This is a genomic window from Pseudomonas sp. S11P7, assembly GCF_023195435.1.
Lineage (GTDB): Bacteria > Pseudomonadota > Gammaproteobacteria > Pseudomonadales > Pseudomonadaceae > Aquipseudomonas > Aquipseudomonas fluorescens_G.
On sequence record NZ_JALPKS020000002.1, the window covers coordinates 6,116,160 to 6,128,187 of the forward strand.

At 61.2% G+C, this 12,028-nt stretch carries 12 protein-coding genes; 8 read left to right on the forward strand and 4 right to left on the reverse strand.

Annotated features, from left to right (window positions below; translation table 11 throughout):
- Positions 1 to 53: 53 nt before the first annotated feature.
- The 7 genes from glyA to fdhA all read left to right on the forward strand — a co-directional run bounded on the left by glyA (position 54) and on the right by fdhA (position 9,166).
- Complete coding sequence (gene glyA, locus M0746_RS27975) at positions 54 to 1,307, forward strand: serine hydroxymethyltransferase (RefSeq protein ID WP_024014589.1); 1,254 nt, start codon at positions 54 to 56, stop codon at positions 1,305 to 1,307.
- 20 nt (positions 1,308 to 1,327) lie between these two features.
- Positions 1,328 to 2,578 (forward strand): sarcosine oxidase subunit beta, encoded by a 1,251-nt coding sequence (locus M0746_RS27980; RefSeq protein WP_003177603.1) that lies wholly within the window; start codon positions 1,328 to 1,330, stop codon positions 2,576 to 2,578.
- Between the two features lie 14 nt (positions 2,579 to 2,592).
- On the forward strand, positions 2,593 to 2,922 hold the full coding sequence (locus M0746_RS27985) for a sarcosine oxidase subunit delta (protein WP_016772830.1): 330 nt from the start codon (positions 2,593 to 2,595) through the stop codon (positions 2,920 to 2,922).
- Positions 2,919 to 5,936: a sarcosine oxidase subunit alpha gene (locus M0746_RS27990; RefSeq protein WP_258451334.1), complete on the forward strand. Its 3,018-nt coding sequence runs from the start codon at positions 2,919 to 2,921 to the stop codon at positions 5,934 to 5,936. Before M0746_RS27985 ends, M0746_RS27990 begins: the two co-directional genes overlap by 4 nt.
- 129 nt (positions 5,937 to 6,065) lie before the next feature.
- The gene (locus M0746_RS27995; RefSeq protein WP_258451335.1) at positions 6,066 to 6,698 is read left to right on the forward strand and encodes a sarcosine oxidase subunit gamma; all 633 of its coding nucleotides are present in this window, start codon (positions 6,066 to 6,068) and stop codon (positions 6,696 to 6,698) included.
- A 209-nt stretch (positions 6,699 to 6,907) separates the two neighbouring features.
- On the forward strand, positions 6,908 to 7,765 hold the full coding sequence (gene purU / locus M0746_RS28000; protein WP_208939479.1) for a formyltetrahydrofolate deformylase: 858 nt from the start codon (positions 6,908 to 6,910) through the stop codon (positions 7,763 to 7,765).
- 201 nt (positions 7,766 to 7,966) lie between these two features.
- Positions 7,967 to 9,166, forward strand: a complete 1,200-nt coding sequence (gene fdhA / locus M0746_RS28005; RefSeq protein WP_090286964.1) for a formaldehyde dehydrogenase, glutathione-independent — start codon at positions 7,967 to 7,969, stop codon at positions 9,164 to 9,166.
- 64 nt (positions 9,167 to 9,230) lie between these two features.
- Here fdhA and M0746_RS28010 read toward each other — a convergent pair whose 3' ends face one another.
- The 4 genes from M0746_RS28010 to M0746_RS28025 form a co-directional block, all read right to left on the reverse strand.
- The gene (locus M0746_RS28010; RefSeq protein ID WP_208939480.1) at positions 9,231 to 9,446 is read right to left on the reverse strand and encodes a cold-shock protein; all 216 of its coding nucleotides are present in this window, start codon (positions 9,444 to 9,446) and stop codon (positions 9,231 to 9,233) included.
- A 94-nt stretch (positions 9,447 to 9,540) separates the two neighbouring features.
- The gene (locus M0746_RS28015; RefSeq protein ID WP_208939481.1) at positions 9,541 to 9,861 is read right to left on the reverse strand and encodes a hypothetical protein; all 321 of its coding nucleotides are present in this window, start codon (positions 9,859 to 9,861) and stop codon (positions 9,541 to 9,543) included.
- 153 nt (positions 9,862 to 10,014) lie between these two features.
- A complete protein-coding gene (locus M0746_RS28020) occupies positions 10,015 to 10,689 on the reverse strand; it encodes an anti-sigma factor (RefSeq protein ID WP_258451336.1) in 675 nt (224 codons plus the stop codon).
- Positions 10,686 to 11,321 carry a sigma-70 family RNA polymerase sigma factor gene (locus M0746_RS28025; protein ID WP_258451535.1) on the reverse strand — a complete coding sequence of 212 codons (636 nt, stop codon included), beginning with the start codon at positions 11,319 to 11,321 and terminating at the stop codon, positions 10,686 to 10,688. Before M0746_RS28025 ends, M0746_RS28020 begins: the two co-directional genes overlap by 4 nt.
- A gap of 149 nt (positions 11,322 to 11,470) precedes the next feature.
- Between M0746_RS28025 and M0746_RS28030 the strand changes: the two genes are divergently transcribed.
- On the forward strand, positions 11,471 to 12,028 hold the full coding sequence (locus M0746_RS28030; RefSeq protein WP_208939483.1) for a DUF2780 domain-containing protein: 558 nt from the start codon (positions 11,471 to 11,473) through the stop codon (positions 12,026 to 12,028).

Sequence of the window (12,028 nt, forward strand, 5' to 3'; positions counted from 1 at the left end):
TGCCGGTGCCTTACCGAGACGAATGGCGCACAGATGCCGCTGGGAGAGACGCGATGTTCAGCAAGCAAGACCAGATCCAGGGTTACGACGATGCACTGCTGGCGGCGATGAATGCCGAGGAGCAACGTCAGGAAGATCACATCGAGCTGATCGCGTCGGAAAACTACACCAGCAAGCGCGTCATGCAGGCGCAAGGCAGTGGCCTGACCAACAAATATGCTGAAGGCTATCCGGGCAAGCGCTACTACGGCGGCTGCGAGCACGTCGATAAAGTCGAAGCGCTGGCGATCGAACGCGCCAAGCAACTGTTCGGCGCCGATTACGCCAACGTCCAGCCGCACTCCGGTTCTTCGGCCAACAGCGCGGTGTACCTGGCGCTGATCCAGCCGGGCGACACCATTCTCGGCATGAGCCTGGCCCACGGCGGTCACCTGACCCACGGCGCAAAAGTGTCGTCCTCGGGCAAGCTCTACAACGCCGTGCAGTACGGCATCAACACCGACACCGGGCTGATCGATTATGACGAAGTCGAGCGTCTGGCCGTTGAGTGCAAGCCGAAAATGATCGTAGCCGGGTTCTCGGCTTACTCGAAGACCCTGGACTTCCCACGCTTCCGCCAGATCGCTGACAAGGTTGGCGCGTTGCTGTTCGTCGACATGGCTCACGTTGCCGGTCTGGTCGCCGCCGGTCTGTACCCGAACCCGCTGCCGTACGCTGACGTCGTCACCACCACCACCCACAAAACCCTTCGCGGTCCACGCGGTGGGCTGATCCTGGCCAAGTCCAACGAAGAGATCGAAAAGAAGCTCAACGCCGCAGTATTCCCCGGCGCCCAGGGCGGCCCGCTGATGCACGTCATCGCCGGTAAGGCGGTGTGCTTCAAGGAAGCGCTGGAGCCGGGCTTCAAGGCTTATCAGCAACAAGTGATCGACAACGCTCAGGCGATGGCCAGCGTGTTCATCAAACGTGGCTACGATGTAGTGTCCGGCGGCACCGATAACCATTTGTTCCTGGTCAGCCTGATCCGTCAGGGCCTGACTGGCAAGGACGCCGATGCCGCCCTCGGCCGTGCGCACATCACCGTGAACAAGAACGCCGTGCCGAACGACCCGCAATCGCCGTTCGTGACCTCGGGCCTGCGCATCGGCACCCCGGCGGTGACCACCCGTGGTTTCAAGGTCAGCCAGTGCGAAACCCTCGCCGGCTGGATCTGCGACATCCTCGACAACCTCGGTGACGCCGATGTCGAGGCCAATGTCGCCCAACAGGTGTCGGCCCTGTGCGCAGACTTCCCGGTTTATCGCTGAGCGTTCTGGAGTAAATGACTATGCAACGCTATTCGGGCTTCGGCCTCTTCAAACACTCGCTCAGCCACCACGAAAACTGGCAGCGCATGTGGCGCACGCCCACGCCGAAAAAGGTCTATGACGTGGTCATCGTCGGCGGTGGCGGGCACGGTCTGGCGACCGCCTATTACCTGGCGAAAGAACACGGCATCACCAACGTCGCGGTGGTCGAGAAGGGTTGGCTGGGCGGCGGTAACACCGCGCGCAACACCACCATCGTCCGCTCCAACTACCTGTGGGACGAGTCGGCGCACCTCTACGAACACGCGATGAAATTGTGGGAAGGCCTGTCGCAAGACCTCAACTACAACGTGATGTTCTCCCAGCGTGGCGTCTACAACCTGTGCCACACCCTGCAAGACATTCGCGATTCCGAGCGTCGGGTCAGCGCCAACCGCCTCAACGGCGTTGATGGTGAACTGCTCAACGCCAAGCAAGTCGCGGACGAAATTCCGTACCTCGACTGCTCGAAGAACACCCGGTACCCAGTGATGGGCGCTACCGTGCAGCGTCGCGGCGGCGTCGCCCGCCACGATGCCGTGGCCTGGGGCTTTGCCCGTGCCGCCGATGCCTTGGGTGTGGACCTGATCCAACAGACCGAAGTGATCGGTTTCCGCAAGGAAAACGGCGTGTGCATCGGCGTCGAAACCAACAAGGGCTTCATCGGCGCCAAGCGTGTCGGCGTGGTCACTGCCGGTAACTCCGGGCACATGGCCAAGCTCGCCGGTTTCCGTCTGCCGATCGAATCCCACCCGCTGCAAGCGCTGGTGTCCGAGCCGATCAAGCCGATTATCGACAGCGTGATCATGTCCAACGCCGTGCACGGTTACATCAGCCAGTCCGACAAGGGCGACCTGGTGATCGGCGCCGGTATCGACGGCTACAACGGTTACGGCCAGCGTGGTTCGTACCCGGTGATCGAGCACACCGTGCAAGCGATCGTCGAGATGTTCCCGGTGTTGTCCCGCGTGCGCATGAACCGCCAGTGGGGCGGCATCGTCGACACCACCCCGGACGCCTGCCCGATCATTTCGAAAACCCCGGTACCGAACATGTTCTTCAACTGCGGTTGGGGCACCGGCGGCTTCAAGGCCACGCCTGGCTCGGGCAATGTGTTTGCCGCGAGTCTGGCCAAGGGTGAAATGCACCCGCTGGCCGCACCGTTTTCCATCGACCGTTTCCACAACGGCGCCCTCATCGACGAACACGGCGCTGCTGCCGTCGCCCACTAACAGGAGAAATCCCCATGTTGCATATCTTCTGTCCTCACTGCGGCGAACTGCGCTCCGAAGAGGAATTCCACGCATCCGGCCAGGCGCACATCCCGCGCCCACTGGATCCGAACGCCTGCACCGACGAGGAGTGGGGCGACTACATGTTTTTCCGCGATAACCCGCGCGGTCTGCACCACGAACTGTGGGACCACGTCGCCGGTTGCCGGCAGTACTTCAACGTCACCCGCGACACCGTGACCTACGAGATTCTTGAAAGCTACAAGATCGGCGAGAAGCCACAATTCACCGACAAGGCTGGCACTGCGAAAACCGCCACGACGGCGCTGGGAGAGAAGGTATGAGCCAGACCAATCGCCTGTCCAACGGTGGACGGATCGACCGCAACAAAGTGCTGAGCTTCACCTTCAACGGCCAGACCTACAAAGGTTTCGAGGGTGATACCCTGGCCGCCGCGCTGATTGCCAACGGCGTCGACATCATCGGCCGCAGCTTCAAGTACTCGCGTCCACGCGGCATCTTCGCCGCCGGTGCCGAAGAGCCGAACGCGATTCTGCAGATCGGTGCCACCGAAGCCACGCAGATTCCCAACGTGCGCGCCACGCAACAGGCGTTGTACCAAGGTCTGGTCGCGACCAGCACCAACGGCTGGCCGAGCGTCAACAACGACATGATGGGCATTCTCGGCAAGGTCGGCGGCAAGCTGATGCCGCCGGGTTTCTACTACAAAACCTTCATGTACCCGCAATCGTTCTGGATGACTTACGAGAAGTACATTCGTAAGGCCGCTGGTCTTGGCCGTTCGCCGACCGAGAACGATCCGGATACCTACGACTACATGAACCAGCACTGCGACGTGCTGATCGTCGGCGCTGGCCCGGCCGGTCTTGCCGCTGCCCTGGCCGCTGCGCGCAGCGGTGCCCGGGTGATTCTGGCCGATGAGCAGGAAGAGTTCGGCGGCAGCCTGCTCGACTCGCGCGAAAGCCTTGATGGCAAACCGGCCATGGAGTGGGTTGCCAGCGTTATCGCCGAATTGAAGAACACTCCGGACGTGCTGCTGTTGCCGCGCGCCACGGTCAACGGTTATCACGACCACAACTTCCTGACCATTCACGAACGCCTCACCGATCACCTCGGTGACCGCGCGCCGATCGGTCAGGTGCGCCAGCGCATTCACCGTGTGCGCGCCAAGCGTGTGGTGCTGGCGACCGGTGCGCATGAGCGTCCGCTGGTTTACGGCAACAACGACGTGCCGGGCAACATGCTGGCTGGTGCGGTGTCGACTTACGTACGTCGCTATGGCGTGGCGCCGGGCAAGAAACTTGTCCTCAGCACCAACAACGATCACGCCTATCGCGTCGCACTGGACTGGCTCGATGCGAGTCTGCAAGTGGTCGCGATCGCCGATGCCCGCAGCAACCCGCGCGGGGCACTGGTCGAAGAGGCGCGCGCCAAAGGCATTCGCATCCTTACCGGCAGCGCTGTGATCGAAGCCCGTGGCAGCAAGCGCGTGACCGCTGCCCGCGTTGCGGCGATCGATGTAAAGGCACACGCCGTGACCAGCCCGGGCGAATGGCTCGACTGCGATCTGGTCGCCAGTTCCGGGGGTTACAGCCCGGTGGTGCACCTGGCTTCGCACCTGGGCGGCAAGCCGATCTGGCGTGAAGACATCCTCGGTTTCGTACCGGGTGAGGCACCGCAGAAACGCGTGTGCGTGGGTGGTGTCAACGGCGTTTATGCGCTGGGGGATTCTCTGGCTGACGGTTTCGAGGGTGGCGTGCGCGCTGCCGCTGAGGCCGGTTTCCAGACTGTCGAAGGCGTACTGCCGAAAGCCTTGAGCCGCGTCGAAGAACCGACGCTGGCGCTGTTCCAGGTGCCCCACGAGAAGAACTCGGCACGGGCGCCGAAGCAATTCGTCGATCTGCAGAACGACGTCACCGCTGGTGGCATCGAACTGGCGACCCGTGAAGGCTTCGAGTCGGTCGAGCACGTCAAGCGCTATACCGCGCTGGGCTTCGGCACCGATCAGGGCAAGCTTGGCAACGTCAACGGCCTGGCGATTGCTGCGCGTTCGCTGAACGTGAGCATCCCGCAGATGGGCACCACCATGTTCCGCCCGAACTACACGCCGGTGACTTTCGGCGCCGTGGCCGGTCGTCACTGTGGTCACATCTTCGAGCCGGTGCGCTACACCGCACTGCATGCCTGGCATGTGAAAAACGGCGCCGAGTTTGAAGACGTCGGGCAGTGGAAGCGTCCATGGTACTTCCCGAAAAACGGCGAAGACCTGCACGCCGCGGTCAAGCGCGAATGCAAGGCTGTGCGCGACAGCGTCGGCCTGCTCGATGCCTCGACCCTCGGCAAGATCGACATTCAAGGCCCGGATGCCCGCGAATTCCTCAACCGCGTGTACACCAACGCCTGGACCAAGCTCGACGTGGGCAAGGCGCGTTACGGTTTGATGTGCAAGGAAGACGGGATGGTCTTCGACGACGGTGTGACGGCGTGTCTGGCCGACAACCATTTCGTCATGACCACCACCACCGGCGGCGCTGCCCGCGTGCTGCAGTGGCTGGAGTTGTACCACCAGACCGAATGGCCGGAGATGAAGGTGTACTTCACCTCGGTCACCGACCACTGGGCGACCATGACCCTGTCCGGGCCGAACAGCCGCAAGCTGCTCAGTGCCGTGACCGACATCGATCTGAGCAACGAAGCGTTCCCGTTCATGACCTGGAAAGAAGGTCTGGTGGGTGACGTGCCGGCGCGGGTGTTCCGCATCTCGTTCACCGGTGAGCTGTCGTACGAAGTCAACGTCCAGGCCGACTATGCGATGGGCGTGCTGGAAAAAATCGTCGAGGCCGGCAAGCAGTACAACCTGACCCCGTACGGCACTGAAACCATGCACGTGCTGCGCGCCGAGAAGGGTTTCATCATCGTCGGCCAGGACACCGACGGCTCGATGACCCCGGACGACCTGAACATGGGCTGGTGCGTCGGCCGCACCAAACCGTTCTCGTGGATCGGCCAGCGCGGCATGAACCGTGAAGATTGCGTGCGTGATCAGCGCAAGCAACTGGTCGGCCTCAAACCGATCGACCCAACGAAATGGCTGCCGGAAGGTGCGCAGCTGGTGTTCAACACCAAGCAGGCGATCCCGATGAGCATGGTCGGCCACGTGACTTCCAGCTACGCGCACAACTCCCTGGGTTATTCGTTTGCCATGGGTGTGGTCAAGGGCGGTCTCAAGCGCATGGGTGAGCGGGTGTTCGCACCGCTGGCCGATGGCAGCGTGATCGAGGCGGAAATCGTTTCTTCGGTGTTCTTCGATCCGAAGGGTGAGCGGCAGAACATCTGACACTGATCGTTCCCACGCTCCGCGTGGGAATGCATCCCGGGACGCTCCGCGTCCCAAGAGCGGACGCAGAGCGTCCATGGCGGCATTCCCACGCAGAGCGTGGGAACGATCAATACAAGAAGGTGCTTTATGACCACAGCCAATGTGTACCAACAACGTCCGACCACCGGCGCCCGCGCCGAGTCGTCGCTGCACCATGCCGACCTCGCCAGCCTGGTCGGCAAGGGCCGCAAGAACGCCGGCGTGATCGTGCGTGAGAAAAAACTCCTCGGCCACCTGACCATTCGCGGTGATGGCCACGATGCCGCCTTCGCCGCCGGTGTGCACAAGGCGCTGGGCATTGAATTGCCCGGCGCCCTCAGCGTCGTCGTCAAAGGTGAAACCAGCCTGCAATGGATGGGCCCGGACGAGTGGCTGCTGATCGTGCCCAGCGGTGAAGAATTCGCCGCCGAGCAGCAACTGCGCGAAGCGCTGGGCGATCTGCACATCGCAATCGTCAACGTCAGCGGCGGTCAGCAGCTTCTCGAATTGAGCGGGCCGAACGTGCGTCAGGTGCTGATGAAGTCGACCAGCTACGACGTTCACCCGAACAACTTCCCGGTCGGCAAAGCGGTGGGCACGGTGTTCGCCAAGTCGCAATTGATGATTCGCCACACGGCTGAAGACACCTGGGAACTGCTGATCCGTCGCAGCTTCTCGGATTACTGGTGGTTGTGGTTGCAGGATGCTTCGGCCGAGTACGGCCTCAGCGTTCAGGCCTGAAGATCAAACGCCCCCCTCACCCCAGCCCTCTCCCCTGAGGGGGAGAGGGGAAAGGGAGCCGATTTGTGTTGTTTTCGACCTGAGTTGGATGATCGTTCCCACGTTCCGCGTGGGAATGCATCCCGGGACGCTCCGCGTCCCAAGAGCGGACGCAGAGCGTCCATGGCGGCATTCCCAGGCAGAGCGTGGGAACGATCAGAGGAAAAAACATGAGCCGTGCCCCAGACACATGGATTCTGACCGCCGACTGCCCCAGCGTCCTCGGCACCGTGGACGCGGTGACGCGTTTTCTGTTCGAGCAGGGCTGCTACGTCACTGAGCACCATTCATTCGATGACCGCCTCTCGGGGCGCTTTTTCATTCGCGTGGAATTCCGCCAGCCCGACGGCTTCGACGAACAATCCTTCCGCGCCGGCCTCGCCGAACGCGGGCAGGCTTTTGGCATGCTGTTCGAGCTGACCGCGCCGAACTACCGGCCGAAAGTGGTGATCATGGTGTCCAAGGCCGATCACTGCCTCAACGACTTGCTCTATCGCCAGCGCATCGGCCAGCTGTCGATGGACGTGGCGGCGGTGGTGTCCAACCATCCGGATCTCAAGCCGTTGGCCGACTGGCACCAGATTCCCTACTACCATTTCCCCCTCGACCCCAACGACAAACCGGCGCAGGAGCGGCAGGTCTGGCAGGTGATCGAAGAGTCCGGCGCCGAACTGGTAATTCTCGCCCGCTACATGCAAGTGCTGTCGCCGGAGCTGTGCCGCAAGCTCGATGGCAAGGCGATCAACATTCACCACTCGCTGCTGCCGGGCTTCAAGGGCGCCAAGCCGTATCACCAGGCCTACAACAAGGGCGTGAAGCTGGTCGGCGCGACCGCGCATTACATCAACAACGATCTGGATGAAGGGCCGATCATTGCCCAGGGCGTCGAGGCGGTGGATCACAGTCATTATCCCGAGGACCTGATTGCCAAGGGGCGCGATATCGAAGGGCTGACGCTGGCGCGGGCGGTGGGGTATCACATTGAGCGCAGAGTGTTTCTCAATGCCAACAGAACCGTTGTTCTTTAGGCCGCCATCGCTGGCAAGCCAGCTCCCACAGGGATTTGTGTCGTACAGAATTTTTGAGTTCCACCCAAAACCTGTGGGAGCTGGCTTGCCAGCGATGAGGCCCTGACAGGCAACACAAAAGCAGCACCTGTACCCGAGCACTCAACGCGCTGCCCTGCCTGGGGCAACGCGGTTCCATAAAAACAACAGTGAGGTGAAAGCATGTCTGGCAATCGTGGTGTGGTGTATCTCGGCGCTGGCAAGGTCGAAGTACAGAAAATCGACTATCCGAAAATGCAGGACCCGCGCGGCAGGAAGATCGAACACGGTGTGATCCTGCGTGTGGTTTCCACCAACATCTGCGGCTCCGACCAACACATGGTGCGCGGCCGTACCACGGCGCAGACCGGTCTGGTGTTGGGTCACGAAATCACCGGCGAGGTTATCGAAAAAGGCTCCGACGTCGAAAACCTGAAGATCGGCGATCTGGTCTCCGTGCCGTTCAACGTGGCTTGCGGGCGCTGCCGTTCCTGCAAGGAGCAACACACCGGCGTCTGCCTGACCGTCAACCCGGCCCGTGCCGGTGGCGCTTACGGTTACGTCGACATGGGCGACTGGACCGGCGGCCAGGCCGAATACGTGCTGGTGCCGTACGCCGACTTCAACCTGCTGAAACTGCCGGACCGCGACAAGGCCATGGAGAAGATCCGCGACCTGACCTGCCTCTCCGACATCCTCCCGACCGGTTACCACGGCGCAGTCACTGCCGGCGTGGGTCCGGGCAGCACCGTGTACATTGCCGGCGCCGGCCCGGTGGGTCTGGCCGCTGCCGCTTCGGCACGTCTGCTGGGTGCGGCGGTGGTGATCATCGGCGACGTCAATACCATCCGCCTGGCCCACGCCAAGGCGCAGGGTTTTGAAATCGTCGACCTGTCCAAAGACACTCCGCTGCACGAACAGATCGCTGCACTGCTCGGCGAGCCGGAAGTCGACTGCGCAGTCGACTGCGTCGGCTTCGAAGCCCGCGGCCACGGCCACGACGGCGTCAAGGCCGAAGCCCCGGCCACCGTACTCAACTCACTGATGGGCGTGGTGCGCGTAGCCGGCAAGATCGGTATCCCGGGCCTGTACGTCACCGAAGATCCGGGTGCCGTCGACGCCGCCGCGAAAATGGGCAGCCTGAGCATTCGCTTTGGTCTCGGTTGGGCCAAGTCGCACAGCTTCCACACCGGCCAGACGCCGGTGATGAAGTACAACCGCCAGTTGATGCAGGCAATCATGTGGGATCGCATCAACATCGCCGAAGTGGTAGGCGTGCAGGTCATCAGCCTCGACCAGGCGCCGGAAGGTTATGGCGAGTTCGATGCGGGCGTGCCGAAGAAGTTTGTGATTGATCCGCATAAGTTGTTCAGTGCGGCGTAGGGTTTCACTGCAAACGCAGAAACGGCGCCATTCAGGCGCCGTTTTTATGGAACAGTGTTCCGTTTCAAACATTGATCTGAACATCTTCAGCTAGCATACCTTTCTGTCCTCTCGTGGCAACAAATGACACCTTCTGCCCTTCTTTTAGACTCTTGGCTCCCCACGTCATGATGGCCTTAAAATGAACGTAAAGATCTTCGCCACCGCCCTCAGGGGTAATAAACCCGAAGCCTTTTTCGTCGCTAAACCACTTAACCGTACCGGTTTGTCTGTTTGGCATATCCGCGCTTCCTGCATTGTAAAATTGGTATCACACGGTGCGACCTAAGACGTACGCGAATGAAAAGACAGCCCATATGGTTGTCTTTGTATTGCTACTTTTTCTTGGCCTTGAATGCACATTTATTGGCGTCACCGCCAGCCGCTGTGCATTCATCACCCGTCCAGCCGCTTCCAGTGGTACTAACCGGAGTACCGTTTCTGTAACCGGCCGATACGCCCAGGTCGTCCTTGCCCTCATATCTGCAGATGACAACCGATTTGGAAGTGTTTTTATCTTTGACGCGTGCAGAGATGAAGGTAAGGTCTTCACCGTCTTGCGAGCGGGACACCGAAATTGTTGGGCAGGTAGCTGCGTAGGTGGCACTCATCATGGTCAGACTGATCACCAGGCCGGTGACAACTTTAAGCTTCATTGCTTGTGCTCCGTTAGATAACTGGGGAGCGTCAATATTCGCGTGGAAGATTTCAATCGCCTACTGTTAGATCTGACAGTTTTATAGCTCGATTTGAAATATCAACTCGAATTTCAAGAAACAAAAGAACTTAGAAAGACACAGTCTCCGTAATTAAAGAGTAACCAATACCCCTTGATAAAGAACAGGTCCGGTTGGTTTGCCAGTCGGCGACCCACCCTTGGGCTCAAGCGTTACCGCCAACGTAATCGGCTTGCCGATCAACCCTTTCTGCGCCTCGCTCAACTCGACCTTGCCCTTGCCCCCGACCGGAACCACACCCAGCGAGATCGGCGTGCCACCGTCGGGAATCGCCCACAATTCGAGGCTGCGATCCGCCTCCACCGCTGCAAGTGTCAGCGGTTCGACCTGCAGATAATCCGCATGCGCTTCGACCTTAAGCGCCGGTTTTGCATCGACGCTTAACAGGGTGGCGCTGTAGCGGGCGTCGTCACGGTTGTACAGCGCGCCAATGAACACCAGCGCGACGATGGAGCACGCCGCCACCGTAAGCCGCAGCCAATTCCAGAACGGCCGTTTCTCGGGTACGTGCAGCACTTGCGGTTCGATGCGCGCGGTGATGCTGTGCCAGACGCGGTCGGGCACGGGGCGTTCCGGCAGTGCTTCGGTGAGAGCGGCGAGGGTTTCCTGCCAGTGCGCCAGCTCGCGGCGCAGTGCCGCGTCATCCACAAGCAACTGTTCAAAGCGCCGCCGCGCCGACGCAGGCATCAGGCCGATAGCATAATCGGCAGCGAGGGCGCGGCGCAGGGCAGGGGTCTGGTAGTTCATGCTTCAAGGCACCGGCGCAGGCGTTCCAGGCCTCGGCGAATCCACGATTTGACGGTTCCCAGGGGCGTGGCCAGATGTACGGCAAGTTCGCTACAGGACAACCCCTGAAAGTACGCCACACTGATCGATTGGCGCTGCATGCCGTCGAGGGTTTCCAGGCAGCGGTTTAAGGCGTGGGCTTCACGGGCGCTGTTCAATTGCTCGTGCGCCGAGGGGCTTTCATCCGACAGCGCGTCTTGCTCAACCTCGCTCAGCGGCCGCTCGCGCTGCTTGCGCAATTGATCAATGGCTTGATTGCGGGTGATGTTGATCATCCAGGTCAGCGGCGCCGACAAGTGCGCCTCGTAGCGCGAGGCGTTGTGCCAGATGCGCACGAAGCTTTCCTGCAGCACCTCTTCGGCCAGATCGGCGCGGCCCATGAAGCGCAGCGCCACGCCGTGCAAGCGCGGGCCGACGCTGCGGTACAACGTTTCGAAGGCGCGCCGATCCCCTTGTGAGCACTGGGCGAGGAGCTGGCGCAACTGATCGGTGTCGGCGATGGAAATGACCATTCTCCAGACAAGCGTGAGCGCACGACGGCGAGGCTCGAACTGTTCATAGGCTAGTTCAGCGACAGCGCTTGTGCCATTCATCATGTCGGCGTCCGGATTTCACATTTTATATACGCGGGCCAAATGAAAATGGATGCGCCGCGCCGGAACATGCGCCTGGATACCCGGTCAAACCGGCAGTTTTACTGCCCGTCGACCGGGTGGTTTTCACAGCTCGAGAGGATGTCTGAATGAAGATTTCACGCGGTTTTGCCCTGGCATCGCTCCTGACCCTGGCTGCCGGGCCGGTGTTTGCCGGTTTCAGCCTGAATGATGTGGCCGGTGCGGTCTCGGGTATGCAGGGTGGCGACAAGGCGGCTGCGGCGGCGCCGACCTCGGAAACCGCTGGTTTGCTCAGCGCCCTGAGTGCGCTGGACGTGACGCCGGAGCAAGCGGTGGGCGGCACCAGTGCGATGCTCGGGCTGGCGAAGAACCAGTTGAGCAGCACCGACTATTCGCAACTGGCCAAGGAAGTGCCGGGGATCGACAAGCTGTCCGGTGGCAGCGGCAATCTGGCGGCGTTGGGTGCGCTGCTCGGTTCGTCCGGCAAGTCCGCTGGCCTTGAGAATGCGTTGGGCAATGTCAAAGACACTAACGACCTGAACAACGCCTTCAGCGCGCTGGGTATGGACAGCGGCATGATTGGCCAGTTTGCCCCGGTGCTCCTGCAATACCTCGGTCAGCAGGGTGTCGGCGGTTCGTTGCTGAGCAGCCTGGGCAATATCTGGGGCACCGGCAGCGGTAGCTGA

Coding starts and splice junctions, on each gene's coding strand:
- glyA (WP_024014589.1), top strand. CDS start 54: ATGTTCAGCAAGCAAGACCAGATCCAGGGTTACGACGATGCACTGCTG.
- M0746_RS27980 (WP_003177603.1), top strand. CDS start 1,328: ATGCAACGCTATTCGGGCTTCGGCCTCTTCAAACACTCGCTCAGCCAC.
- M0746_RS27985 (WP_016772830.1), top strand. CDS start 2,593: ATGTTGCATATCTTCTGTCCTCACTGCGGCGAACTGCGCTCCGAAGAG.
- M0746_RS27990 (WP_258451334.1), top strand. CDS start 2,919: ATGAGCCAGACCAATCGCCTGTCCAACGGTGGACGGATCGACCGCAAC.
- M0746_RS27995 (WP_258451335.1), top strand. CDS start 6,066: ATGACCACAGCCAATGTGTACCAACAACGTCCGACCACCGGCGCCCGC.
- purU (WP_208939479.1), top strand. CDS start 6,908: ATGAGCCGTGCCCCAGACACATGGATTCTGACCGCCGACTGCCCCAGC.
- fdhA (WP_090286964.1), top strand. CDS start 7,967: ATGTCTGGCAATCGTGGTGTGGTGTATCTCGGCGCTGGCAAGGTCGAA.
- M0746_RS28010 (WP_208939480.1), bottom strand. CDS start 9,446: ATGCCAAACAGACAAACCGGTACGGTTAAGTGGTTTAGCGACGAAAAA.
- M0746_RS28015 (WP_208939481.1), bottom strand. CDS start 9,861: ATGAAGCTTAAAGTTGTCACCGGCCTGGTGATCAGTCTGACCATGATG.
- M0746_RS28020 (WP_258451336.1), bottom strand. CDS start 10,689: ATGAACTACCAGACCCCTGCCCTGCGCCGCGCCCTCGCTGCCGATTAT.
- M0746_RS28025 (WP_258451535.1), bottom strand. CDS start 11,321: ATGAATGGCACAAGCGCTGTCGCTGAACTAGCCTATGAACAGTTCGAG.
- M0746_RS28030 (WP_208939483.1), top strand. CDS start 11,471: ATGAAGATTTCACGCGGTTTTGCCCTGGCATCGCTCCTGACCCTGGCT.